Origin of the sequence: Geminicoccus sp., from assembly GCF_035556675.1 — a bacterium.
Classification (GTDB): Bacteria; Pseudomonadota; Alphaproteobacteria; order Geminicoccales; family Geminicoccaceae; genus Geminicoccus.
Window position 1 is genome coordinate 1 of record NZ_DATMFZ010000271.1, and the last position, 23,514, is coordinate 23,514.

Sequence of the window (23,514 nt, forward strand, 5' to 3'; positions counted from 1 at the left end):
TCGTTCGAGCACTATTACGGCGTGCCGGGGCTGGCGCGGTCGCTCATCAACGACGAGCATTACGAGATCTCGCGCAAGGCTTATGAGCGGCAGCCCTTCGATCCGGCAGACGTCCCGACTGACTTGCACCGGCTGATCCGCCCGGAATATTTCGACCCGCAGTTCTTCGCGGCCTCGGTCTATGGCCGGCTCGTGGCGGAAACCCAGGCCTATCGCTGGGTCATCAGGACGCCGGTGCGCAACTATTACGGCGAGAGCGACGAGGCGATCACGACCGGCCTGGGCCAGCTCGCCATGACCTACCAGCGCGCCTTCGGGAACGGGAACCCGCAGGTGGAGGCGATCACAACCGGCCCGACCTCGCACCGGGGAACGTTCGCCCGGGCCGTGCCGGCATGGAAGACCTGGTTCGACGAACGTTGACGTACCAGAGCCGGCATCGGCATCAGCCGGTTCGCGTCTCCGCCAGGCATTGCGCCCGCCGATCCGCCCGCTGCACGGCATAGCACATGCCGGGATCCCGCCTCGCCCTGGCCAGGCAGGCGGTGCGCACGTCGGCGTCACCGATCGCGTAGCAGGCGGCGGCATCCGCCGCACGTGCCGGTCCCGCCAGTACGGCAGGTGCCGAAACCATGGCCGCCAGAATGAGGAGCAGATGGCGCTGTCTCATGCCGTCCTCATAGCATGGCATCGATGCCTGTCCTGGCGGAGATGCCGAATGCCGTACCCGATGGAGCAGTCTGTCCAACCGTAAGGAGTGCTCAGCGCCGCACGCGCCCGACCAGCCAGGAGGCGGCGACGAAGACGATCGAGATCGCGAGCATCAGGGCTGAGACCGCGTTGACCTCGGGCGAGATGCCGATCCGGATCATACCGAAGATGTAGATCGGCAGGGTCGTGGCGCCGGCACCGGCCACGAAATAGGTGATCACGAAATCGTCCAGGCTGATGATGAAGGCCAGCATCGCGCCGGAGATGATGCCGGGCCAGAGCTGCGGCAGGACCACGCGCAGGAAGGTCTGGCGGCGATTGGCGTAGAGGTCCTGGGCGGCCTCCTCCAGCCGCGGGTCCATGCCCTCCAGCCGGGCGCGGATCGGCAGGTAGGCGAATGGGATGCAGAACACGGTATGCGCCAGGATCACCGTGCCCAGGCCCAGCCGGAAGCCCAGCATGATGAAGAACAGGAGCGTCGCCACGGCGGTGACGATCTCCGGCACGATCAGCGGCAGGCTGATCAGCGCGTTGACGCCATCCTGGCCACGGAACCGTGCCCGGTTCATGCCGAGTGCCGCCAGCGTCGCGATCACCGTGGCGAGCAGCGTCGCCGTGGTGGCGACGATCAGGGAGTTCTTGAAGGCCCGGATCAGGTCAGCATTGTCCAGGACGATGCCGAACCAGCGGGTGCTGAACCCGGTCCAGATGGTGGCCTGCTCGTTGTCGTTGAAGGCCAGTGCCAGGAGCACGACGATCGGCAAATAGAGGAAGATGAAGAACAGCCAGGCGGCGGGCTTCAGCCCGGGGAAGCGGAACAGCGGGTTCTTGGCCGGGTCGGTCATGGGTCAGGCGGCTCCTGGGGCCCGGCGGTAGCGCCACAGATAGAGCATCATCGCGAGCAGCACCGCGGCCAGCAGCGCCATGGAGAGGGCGGCACCGAACGGCCAGTTGCGCGCGGCGCCGAACTGGCTCTGGATCAGGTTGCCGATCATCAGCGCCTTGCCGCCGCCGAGCAGTTCCGGGGTCACGAAGGCGCCGAGGCACGGGATGAACACCAGGATGCAGCCGGCCGCGATCCCGGGCATGGCCAGCGGCACCACCACCCGACGCAGCGCCCGCCAGCGATCGGCACCCAGATCATAGGCGGCCTCGATCAGCCGCCAGTCCAGCTTCTCCAGGCTGGCATAGATCGGCAGCACCATGAACGGCATGAAGGTGTAGGTGAGGCCGACCGCGATCGAGAAGGTCGTATAGAGCACGCCGATCGGTTCGGAGCGCAGACCCAACCCCATCAGCACCTGGTCGATCAGCCCGTTGTTCCGCAGGAGCAGGATCCAGGCATAGTTGCGGACCAGGAGGTTGGTCCAGAACGGGATGGTGACCAGGAAGATCAGGAAGTTGCGGCGCCGCTCGGGCTGCAGTGCCATGAACAGCGCAGTGGGCAGGCCGACCGCCAGGGTCAGCGCCGTGGTCAGCACCGCCAGCCAGATCGAGCGAAAGAAGATCTGGAGATAGTCGGTGTTGAGCAGCAGGCTGTCGTCCAGGTCGCGCTCGAACAGGAACTGGAGGTAGGGCTCCGTCGTGAAGCTGCCCCAGTTCACCCCGCCGCCCGAGCCGCGCTCCATGAAGCTGATCGCCGCCATGATGCCGACTGGCACCAGCATGAACAGGCCGATCATCAGCACCGCAGGTGCGATCAGCGCTGCGCGCCGCCTGCCTTCGCCGGTCTGCCGGGCCATGGCCTCAGTCCCCCACCACGCGCACGGCCGGCGGTGCCACGCTCACCCACACCGCCGAGCCTGGAGCCGAGGCATGGACGGCACCGTGCCGGTTCTGCACCCGGGCCTGCAGTTGCGTGCCATCGGCCAAGTTCACCGTGCAGACCGTGTCGTTGCCGATATAGAGCAGGTCCTGCATGGTCGCCGGGATGCCCGGCTGGCCGTCCGCCAGCAGGTCGAGCCGTTCCGGCCGGATGGCCAGAGTCACCTCGGCACCACTCAGGAGGCCGGGAATGGCCAAGCCCTGCACCAGGTCGCCCGAGCGCAGCCGGAACCGGGCCTGGCCCTCGGCCACCTCCTCGCAGCGTGCCGCCAGGAAATTGGTCTCGCCGATGAAGTCGGCGACGAAGCGCGAGGTCGGCTGCTCGTAGATCTCCGTGGGCGAGCCGATCTGCAGGATCCGGCCGCTGCTCATCACCGCGATCCGGTCCGACATGGTCAGCGCCTCCTCCTGGTCGTGGGTGACGAACACGAAGGTGATGCCGGTCTCGTGCTGGAGGCGCTTGAGTTCGATCTGCATCTCGCGGCGCAGCTTCAGGTCGAGGGCCGAGAGCGGCTCGTCCAGCAGCAGGACCCTGGGCCGCCCCGCCAGCGCCCTGGCCAGCGCCACGCGCTGCTGCTGCCCACCGGACAGCTCGCGGGGCAGGCGCCGCTCGAAGCCTTCCAGGCGGACCAGTTCCAGCATCCGCCTGGCCTCGGCCTCGATCTCCGCCTTCGGCCGGCGCTGCATCTCCGGGGCGAAGGCCACGTTGCGCAGCACGGAAAGATGCGGGAACAGCGCATAGGACTGGAATACGGTGTTCACCGGGCGGCGGAACGGCGGCAGGCTCTCGATGCGCTGGCCGTGCAGGAGCAGTTCGCCCTCGCTGGGCAGTTCGAAGCCGGCGATCAGGCGGAGCAGGGTGGTTTTGCCGCAGCCCGACGGGCCCAGCAGGGTGAAGAACTCGTTCTCCCGGATGGTGACCGAGACCCGGTCCAGCGCGGTGACGGTATGGGTGCCCGTCCCGAACCGCTTGGTCAGGCCGCGCGCCTCGATCGCCCCGTCCTTCATCCGCCCCTCCATGCCGAGCCCCCGCGGAGGCGACACTAGCGATGCCCGCCCGGCAGGGAAGGCGGCCGGCGCCTCACCGGGTGCCCTGCGACATGGAATCTGGCAGACGGAGGGAAGGACTTGTTGATTCCGTCACAAAGATCGGATTTTTTGACTGCGGGTGTGGCGCGAAGACGCTGCCCAGGGAGGCTGGCATGCTGATCGGGATCGACCCGCATCTGAGCGGGGATCTCCTGGCGATTCTGCGCGACATGGGCCATGGCGACCGGATCTGCCTGGCGGACCGGAACTTTCCCGGGCCCGCCATGGCCGATGCCGGCAAGATACCGCTCCTGCGCACTGACCTGGACACGGTGGCGATCGGCCGGGCGATCCTGTCGGTGCTGCCGCTGGACGGATTCGTGCGCCACCCGGTGATGCGCATGGAGATCTCCGGGGCGCCCGAGGAAATGAATGCCGGGCACCAGGGCTTCCTCGCCATGATGCACGAGGTGGCCGGCCGGCACTGGACGATGGGCTCGATCGAGCGCTTCGCCTTCTACCCGGAATCGACGAAGTGCCGGGCGATCGTCTGGACGCTCGACGACCGGGCTTATGCCAACTTCATCCTGACCAAGGGCGTGATCGCGGCGAACGGATCAGTGGCCGTGCCCGGCCCGGCCGAACGACGCTCGCTGGGGCTCGACTAGGGCCGCGGCACCCAGAAAACAGTGGAGGCTTCGAGTATGCATCGCACGTCGATCGGCACCTGGGCCTACAATGTCGGACCCTACGGGGCCCAGCCGATCCCCTTCGACGAGGTGCTGGCGAAGCTCGCCGAATTGAAGTTCGACGGGCTGGAGCTGGGCGGGTTCAACGGCTACCCGAACCCGCAGAACCACCCCACCAAGGACGACCGGGCTGCCCTGGTCGAGAAGGTGCAGCGGCACGGCTTGGCGTTCTCGGGCTTCGCGCAGGACCTCTGGTCGCAGAAGCTCCTGAACACGCGCGACACGACCGACTACAAGGCGGCGTTCAAGGAGAACGCCCAGTTCGCTGAAGATCTCGGCATCAAGGGGGTCCGGGTCGACACGGTGCAACCGCCGACCATCCATCGCGAGGCGGACTATGACGACCTGCTGAAGCGCCTGGTCGAGACCTGGGACTGGTGCATCAAGACCGCCGCCGACCACGGGCTTTACGTGACCTGGGAGTTCGAGCCGGGCTTCGCCTTCAACAAGCCGTCCGACATCCAGCGCGTGCTGGACCGGCTGCCGCACGAGAATTTCGGCATCATGTACGACACCTGCCATGGCCAGATGGTGGCGGTGAACGGGGTACGGCAGGAGGGGAAGAAGGAGACGCTGAAGGGCGGGCAGCTCGAGTTCATCTCGCGCCTGTCCGGGCGGATCAACCACATCCACCTGATCGACAGCGATAATACCTGCCACAAGGACGCCGAGGGCAATGACGAGACCAGCGCGCATCCGCCGTTCGGCGAGGGCGTGCTGAACTTCGACGAGCTGGTGCCGGCCCTGGCCAAGGAGAATGTCGGGCACGACTGGTGGACCGTCGACCTGTGCTTCTGGCCGGAAGCCTGGGCCGCTACCGAGAAGTGCAAGGCCGCCCTGGACGAGCTGAACAAGAAGTACGGGTGAGGTCGCCATGCTCTTGGGCTTCAACCTCCTGCTCTGGACGACGCACGTCACTGAGGAGCACTTCCCGCTGTTCGCCGAGATCAGGAAGACCGGCTATGACGGGGTGGAGATCCCGATCTTCGAGGGCGAGCCGGAGCATTACCGCAGGATCGGCCAGGTCGCGAAGGACCAGGGGCTACGCGTCACCGGCGTCACCGTGCTGCCCGACGAGAACTGCTCGGCGATCAGCGCCGACCCGTGTGCCAGGCTGAACGCGACCAAGCGGCTGGTCTGGGCGCTGGACTGCCTGCACGCGGCCGGCGGCGAACTGCTGTGCGGGCCGTTCTACCAGCCCCTCGGCCAGTTCACCGGCGAGCCCGCCACGGTCGAGGAGCGGTGCGGGATCGTCGAGGTGCATGGCAAGGCCGCGGACTATGCCGCGACACTCGGGCTCAAGCTGTCGGTCGAGCCGCTCAACCGGTTCGAGTGCCATGCGCTGAACTTGGTGGCGGACGCGGCCCAGGTGGTGAAGCGGGTGGACCGGCCGAACTACGGCCTGCTCTACGACACCTTCCACCAGAACATCGAGGAGAAGGACCCGGTCGGCGTGATCCAGCCGCATCTGGCGGAGATCAACCATGTCCACGTCTCGGAGAACGATCGCGGCACGCCCGGCAAGGGCCACGTTCCCTGGGAAGCGACCTTCCGCGCGTTCAAGCAGGGGGGCTACCAGGGCTTCTACGTGATCGAGGCGTTCGGCCGGTCCCTGCCGGCGCTGGCCGCGGCCACCCGGGTCTGGCGCGACTTCTTCCCGGCGCGCGAGGAGGTCTACCGGTTCGGCCACGATTTCCTGCGCGAGGCCTACGCCAGGGCCTGAGCCCCATTTTCGAGGAAATGCAGATGAAGACGATGAAGGGTCCCGGCCTGTTCCTCGCCCAGTTCGTGGGCGACCAGGCGCCGTTCAACAGCCTGAAGTCGATCTGTGGCTGGGCGGCGGGCTTAGGCTACAAGGGCGTGCAGATCCCGACCTGGGACGCACGGATGATCGACCTGGAAAAGGCCGCGCAATCCAAGGACTATTGCGACGAGATCAAGGGCATCGCCAACGAGGCGGGCCTGGAGATCACCGAGCTGTCGACCCATCTGCAGGGCCAGCTCGTCGCGGTGCATCCGGCCTATGATGAGGGCTTCGACGCGTTTGCCGCGCCGCATGTGCGCGGCAACCCGAAGGCGCGCCAGGAATGGGCGGTGCAGCAGGTCCTGGCCGCTGCCAAGGCCAGCCGCAACCTCGGCTTGGACGTTCACGTCACCTTCAGCGGTGCGCTCGCTTGGCCCTACATCTACCCCTGGCCGCCGCGGCCGGCCGGGCTGATCGACACGGCGTTCGACGAGCTGGCGAAGCGCTGGAAGCCGATCCTGGACGCGCACGAGGAAGTGGGCGTGGACGTCGCCTACGAGATCCACCCGGGCGAGGACCTGTTCGACGGGGCGACCTTCGAGATGTTCCTCGGGCGCGTGGGCAACCACCAGCGCTGCAACATCAACTACGATCCCTCGCATTTCTGCCTGCAGGGGCTCGATTATCTGGCCTTCATCGAGCACTACCACGAGCGCATCAAGGCGTTCCACGTGAAGGACGCCGAGCTCAACACGTCCGGCAAGCAGGGCGTCTATTCCGGCTTCCAGGACTGGCCGCACCGGGCCGGACGGTTCCGCTCCCTGGGCGACGGCCAGGTCGATTTCGGCGCTATCTTCAGCCAGCTGGCGGTGCACGACTATGACAGCTGGGCCGTGCTGGAATGGGAATGCGCCATCAAGAACAGCATGGATGGTGCGCGCGAGGGGGCGGAGTTCATCGCCCAGCACATCATCAAGGTGAGCGAGAGCAGCTTCGAGGACTTCATCGGCCAAGGGGCCGACACCTCGGTGGCGCGCCGCTCGCTGGGCCTGGACCGCTAGGGAGTCGATGGATGGTCGGTGAGAGCAGCCAGGCCAAGGCCGGGCGGCGCAGGCTCAGGCTCGGCATGGTCGGCGGGGGGCAGGGCGCCTTTATTGGTGCGGTGCACCGCCTGGCGGCGCGGATGGACGACCGCTACGAGCTGGTAGCGGGCGCCTTTTCCTCCACGCCCGAAAAGTCGAAGGCGTCGGGCGCCGAGCTGGGGCTGCCAGAGGCGCGCTGCTACGGCAGCTATGCTGAGATGGCGCAGCGCGAGGCCCGGCTGAAGGAAGGCATCGACGTCGTCGCGATCGTGACGCCGAACCATGTCCACGTCCCGGCGGCACTCGAGTTCGTCCGGCGCGGCATCCACGTGATCTGCGACAAGCCGCTTACGGTCGGGATGAGGGAAGGCAAGAAGCTCGCCGATGCGCTGGCGAAGCAACCGGACGTCGTGTTCGTGCTGACCCACAACTACACCGCCTACCCGATGGTCCGGCAGGCGCGCCAGATGGTGGCGGACGGGCTGCTGGGCAATCTCCGGATCATACAGGCGGAATACGCCCAGGACTGGCTGACCACCAAGCTGGAGGATACCGGCCAGAAGCAGGCGGCCTGGCGCAACGATCCCGCGCAGTCCGGCCCGGTGGGGGCGGTCGGCGACATCGGCACCCATGCCATGAACCTCGCCGGCTTCATCAGCGGGCTCGGCCTGAAGGAGGTCGCCGCCGACCTCACCAGCTTCGTGGATGGCCGCCCGCTCGACGACAACGCGCATATCATGCTGCGCTATGAGGGCGGGGCGAAGGGCATGCTCTGGGCCTCGCAGGTGGCACCCGGCAACGAGAACGCGCTGAAGGTGCGGATCTATGGCGACAAGGGCGGCCTGTCCTGGGAGCAGGAGAACCCGAACTACCTGACCTTCACGCCCTATGGCGAGCCGCCCCGCCTGATCACGCGCGGCGGCGCCGGCGCAGGCCCGGCAGCGGCGCGGGTGACGCGGGTGCCGTCCGGGCATCCGGAAGGCTATCTGGAAGGCTTCGCCAACCTCTACACCGACGCCGCCGAGCTGATCCTGGCCAGGATCGAAGGCCGCGAGCCCGACGCGGGGGCGGCCCTGGTGCCGGGGATCCAGCAGGGGCTGGAAGGCGTGAAGTTCTGCGAGGCGGTAGTAGAGAGCAGCAAGAAGAACGGCGCCTGGATCAAGGCGAGCGTGTGAGATGGGTGCGGCGGCTGCTATCTTGGCGACGAGCAGCAGCCGTCCGATGGAGCTGGCCATGTCCCTCGACGAGGATCTCCACGCCGTGGATTTCCATGCCTGGACAGTCGATCAGGCGGGACGGCTGCGCGCCCTCGCGACCACGCGTTCCAACCTGCCGATCGATGCCGTCCATCTCGCGGAGGAGCTGGAGGCCTTGGGCAGCGAACAGCGTGCCGGCGTGCGCAGTCAGCTCCGCAGGATCATCGAACATCTCCTGAAGCTGCGCCATTCACCGGCGCAAGCGCCACGTGCCGGCTGGCAGCGCACGATTGTCTCGGCACGCGCCGAGCTGGCCGACCGCCTGACGGCGACGTTGCGGCGGGACCTGGAGGAGCATCTGGGCGAGCTCTACGCCGACGGCACGGAGATGGCGCGCAAGGCCCTGGAAGCGCATGGCGAGACCGAGGCTGCCGGATCGATTCCTGACGGGCGGCCATTCACGCTGGACGAGATCCTGCGGCGCGGCTGGTACCCGACCCGCCTGGGTGCTGCAGGAAACGACACGATGACATAGCGAGCGGGCAGGCCCCAGCCTGCTTGCAGGGAGGCGAACAAGAATGGCGAAGAAGCCCCTACGCATCGGCATGGTCGGCTACGGCTTCATGGGCCGGGCGCATTCCAACGGCTGGCGGCAGGTCGAACGGTTCTTTCCCGAGCTGGGCCACGTGCCGGTCCTGCAGATGGCCTGCGCGCGGGATCAGGCGAAGCTGCAGAGCTTCGCCGATGCCTGGGGATACGCGCAGACCACGACCAACTGGCGCAAGGTGGTGGAATCGCCGGACGTCGACGTGGTCGACATCTGCGTGCCGAACAACCTCCATGCCGAGATCGCGATTGCCGCCGCCAAGGCCGGCAAGATGATCACCTGCGAGAAGCCGCTCGCCATGTCCGTGGCGGAAGGAGAGCGGATGGTGGAAGCGGTCGAGGCCGCGGGCGTGCCGGCGATGGTCTGGTACAACTACCGGCGCGTGCCGGCGGTGACGCTCGCCAAGCAGCTGGTGGACGAGGGCCGGATGGGCCGCGTGTTCCACTACCGCGCCAACTTCCTCCAGGACTGGACGATCTCGCCGGACGTGCCGCAGGGCGGGGCGGGGGTGTGGCGCCTGGACGTGGAGGCAGCCGGCAGCGGCGTCACCGGCGATCTGCTGGCGCACAACATCGACACGGCGATGTGGCTGAACGGGCCGATCACCAAGGTGGTGGCCGACACCGAGACCTTCGTGAAGGAGCGCGTCCATGTCGCGACCGGCGACAGGAAGCCGGTGGGGATCGACGATGCCTGCGCCTTCCTGGCACGGTTCGCCAATGGCTCGATGGGCCTGTTCGAGAGCACCCGCTATGCCCGCGGCCACAAGGCGCTGAAGACCTTCGAGCTGAACGGCGAGGACGCATCCCTGTCGTTCGACCTGCACGACCTGCAGTACCTGAACTATTTCGAGTACAAGAATCACGGGACCGGCCAGAAGAACGAGGGCCACCTGACCGGCTGGCGCAAGATCCACGTCACCAATGGCGAGCATCCCTACATGGACCATTGGTGGGTGCCGGGGCTGATCATCGGCTACGAGCACAGCTTCGTGCATGCCTGCGCCGACTTCGTCCGCGCGGTGGACCAGGGCGGCACCGTGCAACCCGACTTCCGCAACGCGCTGCAGACCCAGAAGGTGTGCGAGGCGGTGCTGCGTTCGGCAAAGAGTGGGCAATGGGAGGAGACCGGGGCGGAGCTTTGACCAAGTAGCCGAGTCTGACTAGATTTTATGGTCAGATTCTCAGGAGCGTCGGCATGACCGAAGTCGGTATCCTCGAAGCGAAGACCCATCTCTCCCGGCTGATCGAGCAGGTGGAGAAGGGCGAGGAGGTCGTGATCACCCGGCATGGCAAGCCGGTGGCGCGGCTGGTCCGGCCGCTTCCGCGCAAGGAAGGCACAGACATCGAGCGCCTGCGCCAGGCGTTCGCAAAGGTGGATGCGCTGGGGGATGTGGAGGAACTGCGCGGCGTCAGCGCGGTCGAACTCGTCCATGCCGGCCGGAGGTACCAGGATTGATTGTGCTGGACGCTTCCGTGGCCGTGGCAGCCTCCCTGCCGGACGAAGCGGAAGCGGCGCGGCCGATCCTGCTGGAGTATGCCGCCGTGCACCGGTTCGTGGTGCCTTCCTATTGGCGCATCGAGGTGGCGAGCGCCCTCCTGAGCGCGGAGCGGCGCAAGCGACTGGCGGCGGATCGATTGGAGGCCACCGTGGCCGTGCTCGACATGCTGGACATCGAGCCGGACGAGGCGGCCTGGGACGATGCTTTCGTCAGGCTGTTGCCGCTGGCCCGTGACCAACGTCTTTCGGTCTACGATGCGGGCTATCTGGACCTAGCAATGCGCCTGGGCTTGCCACTCCTGACTTTCGACCGGGCGCTGGCCAGGGCGGCCGATGCGCAAGGAGTTCACGTTCCTTTGCAATAACGCATCAAAGGGGAGCTAGACGACATGACAGGCAAGAAGATCCTCATGCTGACCGGTGAGTTCAGCGAGGAATACGAGATCTTCGTCTTCCAGCACGCCATGGAGGCGATCGGGCACACCGTCCACGTGGTCTGCCCGGACAAGAAGAAGGGCGAGTTCATCAAGACCTCGCTCCACGACTTCGAGAACGACCAGACCTACACGGAGAAGCCCGGCCACAACCACCTGATCAACCAGACCTTCGCCGACGTCGATCCGGCGGCCTACGACGCCGTCTACTGCGCGGGCGGCCGGGGGCCGGAATATATCCGCATCGACCCGCGCGTGCAGCGGATCGTCCGGCACTTCCACGAGGCCGACAAGCCGATCTTCACGATCTGCCATGGCGTGCAGATCCTGATGGCGGTGGACGGGGTGCTGAAGGGGCGTGAGGTGGCCGCGCTCCAGTACTGTGAACCCGAGGTGCGCCTGGCCGGCGGGACCTATATCGACGTGCCGCCGGATGGTGCCCATCGCCATGGCAAGCTGGTCTCGGGCAAGGGCTGGCCGGGTCTGGCCGCCTTCATGCGCGAGTGCCTGGTCGTGCTGGGCACCAAGATCGACCACGGCTGACGGACAGGACGAAGACCATGGATCTGCCCGACGAGCAGCCGAGGCCGGCGGGCACGACCTGGCTTCGGCTCTATCCGCGCATCGGCCTGCATGGCCGGCTCGTCCACCAGCTGGGCGGGCGGATCGGCCGGGGCGAGCTGGCCCCGGGCGAGGCGCTGCCGCCGATCGACGAGCTGCTGGCGGTGTTCGGGGTCAGCCGGACCTCGATCCGCGAGGCGATGCGGGTGCTGGCCGCCAAGGGCCTGATCGAGCTGCGCCAGCGCACCGGCGGAAGGATCCGGCCGATGGCCGACTGGAACCTGCTCGATCCGGACGTGCTGGCCTGGATCGACCCGTTCCGGCTGGAGCCGGGCCTGATGGCCGAGCTGGCCGAGGTGCGCCTCGCGATCGAGCCGCAGGCGGCGCGTGGTGCAGCACTGCGTGCCACTCCCGTCGACCTTGAGGCGATCCAGGCCCAGTTCTCGACCATGGAAGCGACCGCAATGGAAGGCGACCTCGCCGCCTTCTATGCCGCCGACCTCGCCTTCCATGCCGGCATCTTCGACGCCTCCCACAACCGCTTCCTCACCCAGCTCGGCCGGGCGCTGATGCCGGCACTGGACCGCGCGTTCGACCTGCACCGCCATCACGTGCTGCGCCGGGAGGACCCGACCCATCTGCGCTGGCGCATCTGCCCGATCCACGGCGCGATCCTGGAAGCGATCCGGCGCCAGGACCCGGCCGGTGCCGAGCAGGCGATGCGGCTGGTGATCGAGAACGCGATCAACGAGCTGGCCTATTTCGAGGAGCGTGGCCCCAACCCCTGGAACGACGACCAACCAGCAGCACCCCTGCCGCTCTCCGCCGGGTGACCGGCATGTATGCGGCTATGAACAGAGTAATAGATATGACTTTTTCCTGCCGGGAAGTGCCGCTAGAGTTCGCCCAGACCGGCGTATCCACCCGGGGGATGAATCCTCCGGGAGAGGGCTCGGTCACAGGGAAGGCTGAAAGCGCCGGCAAACGGGCGCATGGGGGGACGGTTTGGCCGATCTGATCGTGCAGGACGTCGTCAAGCGGTTCGGCCGGGTCACGGCCCTCGACGGCATGAGCTTCGATGTGCGCGAGGGCGAGTTCTACTGCCTGCTCGGGCCGTCATCCGCCGGCAAGACGACGATGCTGCGGGCGATCTCCGGCCTGGAGCAGCTGGACGGCGGGCGGATCCTGTTCGGTGGCCGCGACATGGCGACAGCGCCGATCCAGGGCCGCGGCATCGCCATGATCTTCCAGACTTTCGCCCTCTACCCGCATCTGACCGTGCGGGCGAACTTCGCTTATCCGCTGGAGCGCGCCGGCCTGCCCACCCAGGAGATCCGGACCAGAGTGGGCGAGGTGGCCGAGCTCCTGCGGGTCGGGCATACGCTCGACCGGCTGCCCTCGACCCTGTCCGGCGGCGAGCAGCAGCGGGTCGCGATCGGCCGCGCCCTGGTGCGCCGCCCGCAGCTCCTGCTGCTGGACGAGCCGCTGACCAATCTCGACGCCAAGCTGCGCCACGACACTCGTGCCGAGTTCAAGCGGCTGCACCGCGAACTCGGCATGACCATGCTCTATGCCACGCCCGACCAGCTCGAGGCGCTGACCATGGGGCAGCGGGTGGGCGTGATGCAGGCCGGGCGGGTCGTGCAGGTCGACACGCCGCGCAACCTCTACGCGGCACCCCAGGATACCTATGTGGCCGGAATGGTCGGCTCGCCGGCCATCAACCTGGTGCCTGGCAGGATCCAGCGCCGGGACGGCGGGTTCGCCGTGGACCTGCCGTTCGGGACGCTGCCGGCGGATGCGTGGCGGATCCACCTGAGCGGCGGTGAGCCGGTGCTCTTCGGCGTGCGGCCCCACGACGTGCTGCTGGGGCACCATCCGGCGCGTGGCCCCGGCTTCACCGCAACCGTGCATCTGACCGAGCCGCTGGGCGACGTCACGCTGCTCGATCTCGACGTCAACGGTGCTGCCATGAAGATGGCGCTGCCCGAGGAACGGGCACTGGGCATTGGGCCCGGCACGCCGATCGAGGTCACCCTGTCGGCTGCGGACGTGCATCTTTTCCATGCCGAGACCGGTGTCCGCATCGCGTGATACTGGCGGCTTTCCGGTTGTTTGCAGAAAGGTGCGGAACAATGCACCGATTGAGGGAGGTCGAACCGACATGAAGAGAAGCTGGGAAGGCTGGCTCTATGGCGTGTCCCTGGTCGCGATGGCGGCCGGATCGCTCGTGCTGGCACCGGGGCAGGCGAATGCCGCGGACATCACCATCACCATGGCGGCGCCGGACTGGCCGCCGACCCGGTTCATGAAGGAGGAGTTCGATCGCTCCTTCAAGTCCGAATCCGGCAACAACATCAAGTTGGAGATGGACTACATCCCCTGGCCGAGCTTCTACGAGCGCGTCGCCGCCTCGCTGACCTCGGGCGAGCAGAAATACCAGATGATCGTGACGGACAGCCAGTGGCTGGGCTCGTTCGTGGACGGCGGGTACTACAAGGACCTGACGGAAGAGATCAAGAACGATCCGGAACTGTCCGCGATCATGAAGGATCTCCATCCGGCACTGATCTCGGCCTACTCGACCTATCCGAACAAGTCCCCGCAGTTCGTCAAGGACAACCCGTTCCCGGCGCCGGATACGCATTACTACGGTTTCCCGCAGTTCCCGGACACCTACGTCACCTACTACCGCAAGGATCTGTTCTGCAACGAGACCGAAGCGAAGAAGTTCCAGGAATCGTTCAACCAGAAGCTGCCCTGCACCTATGAAGACTGGCAGGACGTCGACTGGACGGTCTACGAGAACATCGGCAAGCACTTCATGCGCAAGAAGGGCGACCCGCTGGGCGACGGCGTGGCCGACGACGACTTCTTCGGCGTCTCCTTCCAGGCCGGCAAGAGCTACGACTTCTCCTCGATGCAGGTGAACGCCTTCATCTGGCAGAACGGCGGCGAGATCTGGGACGAGACCAGGCAGCCGGAAGCGCAGGCCGAGGGCGTGGTCAACAGCGACATCAACGTCAAGGCGTTCGAGCAGTACCTGAACTTCATCCAGTACATGCCGCCGGTGGCCAAGACCGGCCAGGCCGACATCTTCGTGATCCAGGACCTGTACATGCAGGGCAAGACCGCGACGACGATCGACTGGGTGGGGCTGGGCGAGCCGGTGCTGGATCCCAAGACCTCGCGCGTGTCCGACAAGTCGGCCTTCGGCCCCGCACCCGGCGTGCGCAAGGAGGACGGCAAGATCGACCGCACCGGCAATATCGGCGGCCAGCCCTTCGTGCTCACCACCTGGAACAGCCCCGAGGTCGACGCCGCGGCGCTGGAAGTGGTGAAGTGGTGGCTGAAGCCGGAAACCCAGAAGAAGTTCGCCGCCAATGGCGGTCAGTCGGGCCTGATGTCGGTGATGGCCGATCCCGAATATGACAGCCTGCGGCCCTGGAATCGGGCGCACAAGGAGATGCTCGACTGGCAGCGCGACGTCTGGCACGTGCCGGAGTTCTTCGAACTGCTGACCCAGCAGCAGGAAGAGTTCGACAAGGCGATCACCGGCCAGATCACCGCCCAGGAAGCGCTCGATTCGGTGGCGCGGTTCCAGCAGCAGACCCTGGAGGATGCCGGCCGCATCGAGTGAGCCGCGACCGGTGACTTCATGATAGCATGGCGGCTGCCAGCCCGTCCGGGGCGGCGGCCGCAGGGGGCGGGCCATGGGTCCGCCCCGCCTCGAGGTGATTGGACAAGCACATCATGGCGAGCAGCGCTGTCGTCGCGCATGAGATCAGGTCCGAAGGCGGATTCCTCCCCTGGCTGCTGGCACCGCAACGACGCGGGCCGCTGCTCGTGGCGCCGGCGCTGATCGTCCTGTTCCTGATGAACATCTTCCCGCTGCTCTGGTCATTCGGCCTGAGCTTCTACAATTACAGCGCCAAGAAGCGCGACGTGCCCGACTTCGTGGGGCTGCGCTTCTTCGAGCGGGTGATCACTGATCCCACCGTCTGGGAGCGCTTCAAGACCACCGCGATCATCGTCTCGAGCTCGGTGCTGGCGCAGCTGGTGATCGGCTTTTTGCTGGCGCTCCTGTTCTCCAAGCAGTTTCCGCTGCGCCGCATTCTGCTGATGCTGGTCCTGACCCCGATGATGCTGTCGCTGGTCGCGGTCGGCGTGTTCTTCAAGCTGTTCTACGAGCCGACCTTCGGTCTGGTCAGTCAGGCGGTGGCGATGTTCACCGGCGACCGGTACGCCCTCTTGGGCTCGCCCACAGGTGCCATCATCGGCGTGGTGATCGCGGACGCCTGGATGTGGTCGCCGTTCGTGATGCTGCTCGTGCTGGCCGGGCTCGTGTCGGTACCGAAATATCTCTACGAGGCCGCGGAAATCGACCGGGCCTCGACCTGGCGGCGCTTCCAGACCATCACCTTTCCCTACATCAAGAGCCTCCTGCTGCTAGCAGTGCTGTTCCGGACCATCGAGACGTTCAAGCTGTTCGACGTGGTCTACATCCTGACCGAAGGCGGCCCGGGCACGGCGACCGAGACGATCGGCGTCTATGTCTACCGGCTGGCTTTCCAGTATTTCCGCACCAGCCAGTCGGCGGCACTCGCCTACATCATCCTGTTCGTCGTGATCGTGCTCACCTCGCTCTATCTCTACGCCGTGAACCGCCGCGCACAGGAGGTCGACTGACATGACCAGGTCACGTGAGATCGGCCGGGCCGGCTGGGGCTGGACCGCGTTCGCCGGCATCATCGCCCTGATCTACTTCTTCCCGGTCATGTGGATCATCATGACCGCCTTCAAGACCCGTCCGGACGCGCTCGCCGTCCCGCCCAAGTTCTTCTTCACGCCGACGCTGGACAATTTCGTCGGCGTGTTCTTCCGGGCGGTGATCTCCGGCGGCGGTGCGGCCCAGGCGACCGAGTTCCCGCTCTATTTCTTCAACTCGATCTTCATCGCCGGGGTCTCCTGCCTCCTGGCGCTGATCATCGGCACGATCGCCGCCTACGGCTTCTCGCGCTACCCGCTGAAAGGGAACGAGACCTACATGTTCATCATCCTGACCACGAGGATGATGCCGGCGATCGTGGTGGTGATCCCGATCTTCCTGATGTTCCGCGAGATCGGCCTGTCCGGCACCTATGCCGGCATCATCTTCCTCTACACCGCCTTCAACCTGCCGTTCACCATCTGGATGGTGCGCTCCTTCTTCGACGAGCTGAACACCGAGATCGAGGACGCGGCGCGCATGGACGGGGCCACCGAGCGCCAGCTCTTCTTCGGCATCTGCCTGCCGCAGGTGAAGGCGGGCCTTGCCGCCACCTTCGTGTTCGGCCTGATCCTGACCTGGAACGAGTTCCTGTTCGCGCTGCTGCTGACCGGCGTGGACACCCGCACCGTACCGGTCGCGATGGCGCGCACGCTGGGCGGCGAGATGGGCGTCGACTACGGTCTGCTGGCCGCGATCGTCACCCTGTTCCTGATCCCGATCTTCTTCGTGACGTTCCTTTTGCAGAACCAGCTCCTGCGCGGCGTCACCTTCGGCACGGTTCGGAAGTGAGGCCATGACGACCATCGACATCAAGGACGTCACCAAGGTCTATCCCAATGGCTTCAAGGCTGTGGAGCGGATCAACCTGTCGGTCGGCCAGGGCGAGGTCATGTGCCTGCTGGGGCCGTCCGGCTGCGGCAAGACCACGACCCTGCGCATGGTGGCGGGCCTGGAGGACATCACCGAGGGCGAGTGCCAGATCGGCGGCAGGCGGGTGAACGAGCTGCTCGCCCGCGAGCGCAACGTCGCCATGGCCTTCCAGTTCTACGCGCTCTACCCCTCGCTCACGGTGGCGGAGAACCTGAAGTTCCCGCTCCATGCCGAGGGCCGCAGCCAGGCGGAGATGGACGCGAAGGTCCGCCAGGTGGCCAAGACCCTGCAGCTCGAGGGCGTGCTCGAACGCAAGCCCGCCCAGCTCTCCGAGGGCGAGAAGCAAAGGGTGGCGGTCGGCCGCTCGATCATCCGCGACCCCGAATGCTTCCTGTTCGACGAGCCGCTCTCGCGCCTGGACGTCACCCTGCGCGAGCAGATGCGCGGCGAGATCAAGGAAGTGCTGTCCGGCCTCTCCAAGGCGACCGTGATCGTCACCCACGACCAGCTCGAAGCGCTGACCATGGCCGACCGGATCGCGGTGATGCGCGCCGGGATCATCGAGCAGGTGGCGACCCCGCACGACATCTTCGCCAAGCCGGCCAACCTGTTCGTGGCAGGTTTCATCGGTACGCCGCAGATGAACCTGATCCCGGCCAGCTTCACCGGGATGGATGGCGGCCATGGCGGCTTCGCTCTGCCGGGCGGCCAGAAGATCCTGCTGCAGATCGACCCGGCGGTGGGCCGGCTCGCCCCGGGCACCGGGATCACGCTGGGCATCCGGCCGCGCAATCTCGAGATCATGCCGGAACCGGTGCCGGACGGGCTCACCCTGCAGGTCGACATCGTCGAGCCGATGGGGGCCGAGACCCTGGCGCACCTCTCCGATGGCGCCCAGTCGATGCGGGTGGTGTGCGACTGGCGGGTGCCGATCGACGAGGGTGATCGGCTCCATGTCCGGTTCCAGCCGGGCTATGTCCACGTGTTCGGCCCAGACGAGCAGGCGGTCCGCTCATGACCAATCCAAGCACTTCCGTGCCGCCGGGCGGACTCAGCGCGAAGGCGGCCAAGCGGGTCGAGTACGCGATCATCGCCCTTTGCTGCGCAGCGCTGGTGATGATCTTCCAACCCTTCACCATCAGCCTGTTCACGCTCGGCTGCATCCTGGTGGTGGTGGGCGGCCTCGCCTTCAACCTGGTGCCGCTGTGCCGGCCGGGCGTACGGCCGCGCAGCCTCCTCAAGGCGGTCGGCATCATCCTGCTGATCCTGGTGATCGTGGCGTTGCTCGGGATCGGTTCGGCCCAGCTCTACGTGCAGAGTCTGGGCCGCTAGGCCGGGCCCGGCTAGTCCTTCCGAAAGGCGGGGAAGGCCGGGGAGGCATTCGGCTTGGGCTACGACGCGGCGGCAGTGGGTTTCTATACGCTCGACATCCTGGCACGGCCGGTCGAGGCGATCCCGGACGGCGGCGGCGTCGCCTTTGTCGACCAGATCCGCATGGTGGTGTCCGGGACGGCCGGTGCGGTCGCCATCGACCTCGCGAAGCTCGGCCTCCATACGCTGGCGGCAGGCTCGGTGGGCGACGACGAGCAGGGCGGGTTCGTTCTGGACCGGCTGGCGCGGCACGGCGTGGACATCTCGGCGATGCAGCGCATCGCGGGCGTGCCGACCTCCACCACCATCATGACCGTGCGCCCCAACGGCGAGCGGCCGGCTCTGCACATGCGGGGTGCCGCCGACCATTTCGAGCTGCCGCCTGAGCGCTACGCCCAGCTGCTGGACGCCCGCTTCGTCCATCTGGGCGGCACCGGCTTCATGCGCCGCTTCGACGGTGCGCCGTCGCTTCGGTTTCTCCAGGCCGCCAAGGCGGCCGGCTGCCGGACCAGTCTCGACCTGATCGCGCCGGGCGAGGACGGGCTGGCGCTGGTCGGGCCGCTCCTGCCGTTCGTCGACTATTTCATGCCCTCGATCGAGGAGGCCCGTGCCCTGTCGGGAATGGACGATCCCTTGGCGGCCGCCCGGTTCTTCCTCGATCGCGGTGCCGGCACGGTGGCGGTCACGCTCGGGGCCGGCGGCTCGGTGGTCGCCGACGCCGGCGGTGCCGTGCTGCGCATCCCGGCCTTTGACGTTCCGGTGGTCGACACGACCGGCTGCGGCGATGCCTATGTGGCCGGGATGATCGCCGGGCTCGCCCGGGGGATGGACCTGGAAACGGCGGCTCGCTTGGCCACCGCCGCGTCCGGGCTGGTCGCCACCGGGCTAGGCTCGGATGCCGGCATCGTCGATCTGGCCGACACGCTCCAGCGGATGCAGGTTCTGCCCGCGCGCCGCTGAGCGGCGGCCGGGGCTTGCCGATCCCGCCGGTTCGGGTCACATGCCGGCGTGACACGCACGGGACATGGGAGGATGGGTACGATGCTCGGCAAGCTGATGGGCAAGCTGTTCGGGGGCGGCCCCGGCAAGGCATCGGCCCCGGCCGACCCGGTCGAGTACAACGGCTACGAGATCGTGGCCGACCCGATCAGCAATGGCGGCCAGTTCAATGTCGCCGGCACGATCCGCAAGAACTTTCCCGATGGGTTGAAGGAGCACCGCTTCATCCGGGCCGACACCCACAGCTCCCGCGACGACGCGGCCGGCCATTCCGTACAGAAGGCCCGCCAGCTGATCGACGAGCAGGGCGACCGGCTGTTCCGCTGACCGCCGACGGCTCCTGTGAGCCGGCGGCCCTGGAGGAGACCGTCATGCAGTCATTGAGCGCCCGGCGCGCCGCGTTCCGGGCCCTGCACGCCGAAGGCTGCTTCGTGCTGCCCAATCCCTGGGACATCGGCGGTGCGCGCCGCCTGCAGGCCCAGGGTTTCCAGGCGCTGGCCTCCACCAGCGCCGGGGTGGCCTGGTCGCTCGGGCGCGACGATGGCGAACTGTCCCGCGGCGAGGTGCTGGCCCATCTGGAGGCGCTGGTGGCGGCAACCGACCTGCCGGTCAACGCCGACTTCGAGGCGGGCTTCGCCGATGCTCCGGACGAGGTCGCGGCCAATGTCGCGCTCGCGGTAGCGACCGGCGTGGCGGGCCTTTCAATCGAGGACCGTACCGGCAAGGAACTCTACGAGCTGCCGCTCGCGGTGGAGCGGATCCGCGCGTCGCGCGAGGCGATCGACCGGAGCGGAGAGGACGTCCTGCTGGTCGGGCGCACCGAAGGCTTCCTGATCGGCCGCACCGGACTCGATGCCACGCTGGAGCGGCTGACCGCCTATGCGGCGGCCGGGGCGGACGTCCTCTATGCCCCGGGTGTCAGCGATCCGGAGGCCATCCGGGCCATCGTCCAGGCGGTGGCCCCCAAGCCGGTCAACGTGCTGCTCTGGCGGCCGGAGATGCGGGTCGCCGAGCTGGCGGCGCTGGGGGTGCGCCGGGTCAGCGTCGGCGGGTTCCTGGCGCGTGCGGCCTGGGCGGGCTTTGCGGAGGCGGCGCGACAGCTCCATGACGAGGGCAGCCTGCCGGCCAGCCTGTTTCCCCGACGCTGACCGGTTCAGCCTGGCTGGCGCGCCGGCAGCCACTGGATCAGCCGGGCAAACGTCGCCTTGGCGGCGGCCAGCGCCGCGGGCTCGCTTCCTGGCGTGACGGCGGCCATGAGCTCGCTGCGGAACGCCTGCCAGCTCGCCATGGTCCTGCGCCCATAGGGGTTGAAATAGCCGAGCACCGGCAGGCCGCTGCGCGCCAGTGCCTTGGCAATCACCGCACCGCCTAGCGTCGAACCTTCGAGCACATAGAGCGAGCCCCAGGCGCTGGCCTCGTCGGGCAGGGGCGCCAGGTCCGGGCGAGGCGGCGGGCCGTCCCGGTCACCCAGGAGCCGCAGATCGGCTGTCAGCAGGTCGAGGCGGCGGCGCGGACGGAACCGTTCGCCCAGGACGGCTTCGATCATCGGCTCCCAGGCGGCATGGAACCCATGGAAGCCGCGCAGGACCAGGCGCAAATGATCGAGGTCGAGCGGCGGGGTCAGCAGGTCCAGCCTTGCTTCCAGCATGGCATGGTCGGCTGCCGTCTCTGCCCTCAGGCGGTGCAGGATGGTCGGGCGGTCGGGCATCCAGGGGGACGGCGGAGTGGCCGGGCCAGGATCGGCCCATGGACGGCAACCGATAGCGAAGTGGTGCTGTCCTGCCCACACGAAATGATGACGACGTTGCCGGGAATGCGTAGGAACATGGGTGGCGGCTGCCCGGTTCGGCACCTCCGGATACTTAGTACGTAGGAAATGGTGTGATGGAGCGGCCCCTCGACGTGTTCTCGTGCGAGCAGGAGCCGATCCGGATCCCGGGGGCCATCCAGCCGCATGGGGTGCTGCTGGCCGTCGACCCTGAACAGCTCGTGGTTCGTCAGGCCGCCGGCGAGCCTGGTTGGGTGGGGGCGGCGATGGCCGGGCTGCCGCTCGGCCGGCAACTGGAGGAGTGGTCGGCGCCGCTCGCCGCGCTGGTGCGGCAGTTCCAGGCGAGCCGGGCGCCCGGCGGCTTCCAGGGCAGCCTGAGCGGTGCAGGTCAGCCGGTCGACGTCACGGTGCATCGGGGCAGGGCCGGGGTCCTCCTGATCGAACTGGAACCCGGCGACCCGGAGCGGGCGGGTGCGGCCGAGTGCCTGGCGGAAGTGGAGGAGGCGGCCGGAGCGTTCGAGCGGGCGCACGACAACGAGGAACTGCTGCAACAGGCCGCCATCTTGTTCCGGCGGATCACCGGCTTCGACCGGGTGATGGTCTATCGCTTCCTGGAGGACAATTCTGGGCTGGTGGTGGCCGAGGACCGCGCCGAAGGGCTCCATTCCTTCCTGGACCATCGCTTCCCCGCCTCCGACATCCCCGCCCAGGCGCGCGACCTCTACGTGCGCAACACGGTGCGGGTGATCCCGGACGTCACCTATCGGCCGCTGCCCCTGGAGCGGGCACCAGGCGAGCCGGACGACGGGCCGCTCGACCTGTCCGACTGCGTGCTGCGCAGCGTGTCGCCGATCCATCTCCAGTACCTGGAGAACATGGGCGTGGCCGCGTCCGCCTCGATCTCCATCGTGGCGGGCGACGTGCTCTGGGGGCTGATCGCCTGCCATCACATGACCCCGCGCCGCCTGCCCTACGAGGTTCGGGCCATGTGCCGGGTACTGGCGCGGGTGCTCTCGCGGCAGATCGGCGCCCAGGCGGATGCGGCGATCCATCGGCAGCGGATCCGGCTGCGGGCGATGGAGGACGATCTGCTGGCCAGGCTCGCCCGCGAGGACGGTTTCGAGGAAGGCCTGGAGCGCCACGCCGCCGCCTTCACCCAGCTCGTCAGTGCCGACGGGATGGCGATCTGCCGTAACGGGCGCGTCGAGATCCACGGCGATTGCCCGGCACCGCACCAGGTGGAAGCGGTCCGCGACTGGCTGTTCAACGAGGAGATGGTGCAGCCCTTCGCTACCGAGGCGCTGCCCGAACGGTTTCCGGCAGCCAGGGAGTTCGTCGGGACCGGAGCCGGCCTTCTCTCGATCGTGGTGAACCGCCCGGAAGGCCTGGCGATCCTGTGGTTTCGCCGTGAGCAGCTGCAGCTCGTCAAGTGGGGCGGCAACCCGCACCAGGCCATGACCGTGGATGCCGTCTCCGGGCAGCTCACGCCGCGCGCCTCCTTCGAGCTCTGGCAGGAGACGGTGCGCGGCCGCGCGCGCATCTGGTCACGGGTGGAGATCGAGACCGCCGGCCGGCTGTGCAGCAGGCTCGTGGAACTGCGCCAAGGCAAGCAGCTCGGCATCCTGAATGGCCAGCTGCGCAGCATGATCCAGGACAAGGAGAAGCTGCTGGCCGAGCAGGAGAGCCTCCTGGCGCAGAAGGACCTGCTGCTGCGCGAGGTCAATCACCGCGTCCAGAACAGCCTGCAGCTGGTGAGCAGCTTCCTGTCGCTGCAGATGCGCGGCAGCCAGGAGCCGCACGTCCTGGCCCAGCTGGAGGAAGCGCGCCGTCGCCTGCACGCGGTGGCGCTGGTGCATCGCCGGCTCTACCAGACGGACCAGGTGCAGTCGGTCGAGATGGGCCGCTATCTCGACGAGCTGCGCCATGACCTGGTGAGCTCGTTCGGCCCGGAATGGGCCGACCATCTGCAGGTTCGCTCCGACACGATCTCGATCCCGACCGATCAGGCGGTGAGCCTCGGCCTGATCGTGACCGAGCTGGTCGTCAACTCGGCCAAATACGCCTACCAGGGTCGGGTTGGGCCGATCACCGTGCAACTGCGTGAGTTGGCGGGCCGCGCGATCGCGCTGACCGTGGCCGATCGCGGCACGGGCGAGGCGGCGTCTACCGGCACCGGATTCGGGCTGCGCATGGTGCAGGCGCTGTGCGCCCAGTGGCAGGGCAGCATCGACCAGCAGGACAATCGCCCAGGCCGCCGGGTCGTCGTCACCGTACGCGCCGCCGCTGCCTGACGGGCCG

Annotated in this window: 26 protein-coding genes and 1 pseudogene; 22 read left to right on the plus strand and 5 right to left on the minus strand. The window is 67.5% G+C overall.

Features of this window, described 5'->3' with window-relative positions; all coding sequences use genetic code 11:
* A pseudogene (locus VNS22_RS18955) lies at positions 1–423 on the plus strand (alpha/beta hydrolase); the annotation flags it as partial.
* A 22-nt stretch (positions 424–445) separates the two neighbouring features.
* Here the strand turns inward: VNS22_RS18955 and VNS22_RS18960 are convergent.
* The 4 genes from VNS22_RS18960 to VNS22_RS18975 all read right to left on the minus strand — a co-directional run bounded on the left by VNS22_RS18960 (position 446) and on the right by VNS22_RS18975 (position 3,543).
* Positions 446–670 carry a hypothetical protein gene (locus VNS22_RS18960; RefSeq protein ID WP_325735181.1) on the minus strand — a complete coding sequence of 75 codons (225 nt, stop codon included), beginning with the start codon at positions 668–670 and terminating at the stop codon, positions 446–448.
* A gap of 91 nt (positions 671–761) precedes the next feature.
* Positions 762–1,556, minus strand: a complete 795-nt coding sequence (locus VNS22_RS18965) for an ABC transporter permease (protein WP_325735182.1) — start codon at positions 1,554–1,556, stop codon at positions 762–764.
* A gap of 3 nt (positions 1,557–1,559) precedes the next feature.
* On the minus strand, positions 1,560–2,453 hold the full coding sequence (locus tag VNS22_RS18970; RefSeq protein WP_325735184.1) for an ABC transporter permease: 894 nt from the start codon (positions 2,451–2,453) through the stop codon (positions 1,560–1,562).
* A gap of 4 nt (positions 2,454–2,457) precedes the next feature.
* Positions 2,458–3,543 carry an ABC transporter ATP-binding protein gene (locus VNS22_RS18975; protein WP_325735186.1) on the minus strand — a complete coding sequence of 362 codons (1,086 nt, stop codon included), beginning with the start codon at positions 3,541–3,543 and terminating at the stop codon, positions 2,458–2,460.
* A gap of 194 nt (positions 3,544–3,737) precedes the next feature.
* Here VNS22_RS18975 and VNS22_RS18980 point away from each other — a divergent pair, with 194 nt between their 5' ends.
* The 20 genes from VNS22_RS18980 to VNS22_RS19075 all read left to right on the plus strand — a co-directional run bounded on the left by VNS22_RS18980 (position 3,738) and on the right by VNS22_RS19075 (position 20,596).
* On the plus strand, positions 3,738–4,232 hold the full coding sequence (locus VNS22_RS18980; protein WP_325735188.1) for an RbsD/FucU family protein: 495 nt from the start codon (positions 3,738–3,740) through the stop codon (positions 4,230–4,232).
* Positions 4,233–4,268: 36 nt separating this feature from the next.
* On the plus strand, positions 4,269–5,180 hold the full coding sequence (locus tag VNS22_RS18985; protein WP_325735190.1) for a sugar phosphate isomerase/epimerase family protein: 912 nt from the start codon (positions 4,269–4,271) through the stop codon (positions 5,178–5,180).
* 7 nt (positions 5,181–5,187) lie between these two features.
* On the plus strand, positions 5,188–6,036 hold the full coding sequence (locus VNS22_RS18990) for a sugar phosphate isomerase/epimerase (protein WP_325735192.1): 849 nt from the start codon (positions 5,188–5,190) through the stop codon (positions 6,034–6,036).
* A 23-nt stretch (positions 6,037–6,059) separates the two neighbouring features.
* Positions 6,060–7,118 (plus strand): sugar phosphate isomerase/epimerase, encoded by a 1,059-nt coding sequence (locus tag VNS22_RS18995; RefSeq protein ID WP_325735194.1) that lies wholly within the window; start codon positions 6,060–6,062, stop codon positions 7,116–7,118.
* A gap of 11 nt (positions 7,119–7,129) precedes the next feature.
* Entirely contained in the window at positions 7,130–8,314 is a 1,185-nt protein-coding gene (locus VNS22_RS19000) for a Gfo/Idh/MocA family oxidoreductase (RefSeq protein ID WP_325735196.1), read from the plus strand.
* A 58-nt stretch (positions 8,315–8,372) separates the two neighbouring features.
* Complete coding sequence (locus VNS22_RS19005; RefSeq protein WP_325735198.1) at positions 8,373–8,870, plus strand: DUF29 domain-containing protein; 498 nt, start codon at positions 8,373–8,375, stop codon at positions 8,868–8,870.
* Positions 8,871–8,913: 43 nt separating this feature from the next.
* Positions 8,914–10,086 (plus strand): Gfo/Idh/MocA family oxidoreductase, encoded by a 1,173-nt coding sequence (locus VNS22_RS19010; protein WP_325735200.1) that lies wholly within the window; start codon positions 8,914–8,916, stop codon positions 10,084–10,086.
* Between the two features lie 53 nt (positions 10,087–10,139).
* Positions 10,140–10,400: a type II toxin-antitoxin system prevent-host-death family antitoxin gene (locus tag VNS22_RS19015; RefSeq protein WP_325735202.1), complete on the plus strand. Its 261-nt coding sequence runs from the start codon at positions 10,140–10,142 to the stop codon at positions 10,398–10,400.
* 2 nt (positions 10,401–10,402) lie between these two features.
* Positions 10,403–10,807, plus strand: a complete 405-nt coding sequence (locus VNS22_RS19020; protein WP_325735251.1) for a type II toxin-antitoxin system VapC family toxin — start codon at positions 10,403–10,405, stop codon at positions 10,805–10,807.
* 24 nt (positions 10,808–10,831) lie between these two features.
* A complete protein-coding gene (locus tag VNS22_RS19025) occupies positions 10,832–11,419 on the plus strand; it encodes a DJ-1/PfpI family protein (protein WP_325735204.1) in 588 nt (195 codons plus the stop codon).
* A gap of 17 nt (positions 11,420–11,436) precedes the next feature.
* On the plus strand, positions 11,437–12,270 hold the full coding sequence (locus VNS22_RS19030) for a FadR/GntR family transcriptional regulator (RefSeq protein WP_325735206.1): 834 nt from the start codon (positions 11,437–11,439) through the stop codon (positions 12,268–12,270).
* Between the two features lie 172 nt (positions 12,271–12,442).
* Complete coding sequence (locus VNS22_RS19035; protein ID WP_325735208.1) at positions 12,443–13,531, plus strand: ABC transporter ATP-binding protein; 1,089 nt, start codon at positions 12,443–12,445, stop codon at positions 13,529–13,531.
* A gap of 70 nt (positions 13,532–13,601) precedes the next feature.
* Positions 13,602–15,077, plus strand: a complete 1,476-nt coding sequence (locus VNS22_RS19040; protein ID WP_325735210.1) for an extracellular solute-binding protein — start codon at positions 13,602–13,604, stop codon at positions 15,075–15,077.
* A gap of 113 nt (positions 15,078–15,190) precedes the next feature.
* Positions 15,191–16,126, plus strand: a complete 936-nt coding sequence (locus VNS22_RS19045) for a sugar ABC transporter permease (RefSeq protein ID WP_325735212.1) — start codon at positions 15,191–15,193, stop codon at positions 16,124–16,126.
* Between the two features lies 1 nt (position 16,127).
* Positions 16,128–16,997: a carbohydrate ABC transporter permease gene (locus VNS22_RS19050; protein ID WP_191060148.1), complete on the plus strand. Its 870-nt coding sequence runs from the start codon at positions 16,128–16,130 to the stop codon at positions 16,995–16,997.
* A gap of 4 nt (positions 16,998–17,001) precedes the next feature.
* The gene (locus VNS22_RS19055; protein WP_325735215.1) at positions 17,002–18,096 is read left to right on the plus strand and encodes an ABC transporter ATP-binding protein; all 1,095 of its coding nucleotides are present in this window, start codon (positions 17,002–17,004) and stop codon (positions 18,094–18,096) included.
* Positions 18,093–18,410, plus strand: coding sequence for a hypothetical protein (locus VNS22_RS19060; RefSeq protein ID WP_325735217.1), 318 nt, complete (start codon positions 18,093–18,095; stop codon positions 18,408–18,410). Before VNS22_RS19055 ends, VNS22_RS19060 begins: the two co-directional genes overlap by 4 nt.
* A gap of 54 nt (positions 18,411–18,464) precedes the next feature.
* Positions 18,465–19,409, plus strand: coding sequence for a sugar kinase (locus VNS22_RS19065; protein ID WP_325735219.1), 945 nt, complete (start codon positions 18,465–18,467; stop codon positions 19,407–19,409).
* A 72-nt stretch (positions 19,410–19,481) separates the two neighbouring features.
* Positions 19,482–19,775 (plus strand): HlyU family transcriptional regulator, encoded by a 294-nt coding sequence (locus VNS22_RS19070; RefSeq protein ID WP_325735221.1) that lies wholly within the window; start codon positions 19,482–19,484, stop codon positions 19,773–19,775.
* A 44-nt stretch (positions 19,776–19,819) separates the two neighbouring features.
* A complete protein-coding gene (locus tag VNS22_RS19075; RefSeq protein WP_325735223.1) occupies positions 19,820–20,596 on the plus strand; it encodes an isocitrate lyase/phosphoenolpyruvate mutase family protein in 777 nt (258 codons plus the stop codon).
* Positions 20,597–20,601: 5 nt separating this feature from the next.
* Here the strand turns inward: VNS22_RS19075 and VNS22_RS19080 are convergent, their stop codons facing one another.
* A complete protein-coding gene (locus VNS22_RS19080; protein WP_325735225.1) occupies positions 20,602–21,156 on the minus strand; it encodes a biliverdin-producing heme oxygenase in 555 nt (184 codons plus the stop codon).
* A 176-nt stretch (positions 21,157–21,332) separates the two neighbouring features.
* Here VNS22_RS19080 and VNS22_RS19085 point away from each other — a divergent pair, with 176 nt between their 5' ends.
* Positions 21,333–23,507 carry a histidine kinase dimerization/phosphoacceptor domain -containing protein gene (locus tag VNS22_RS19085; protein ID WP_325735227.1) on the plus strand — a complete coding sequence of 725 codons (2,175 nt, stop codon included), beginning with the start codon at positions 21,333–21,335 and terminating at the stop codon, positions 23,505–23,507.
* The last annotated feature ends 7 nt before the right edge of the window (positions 23,508–23,514 follow it).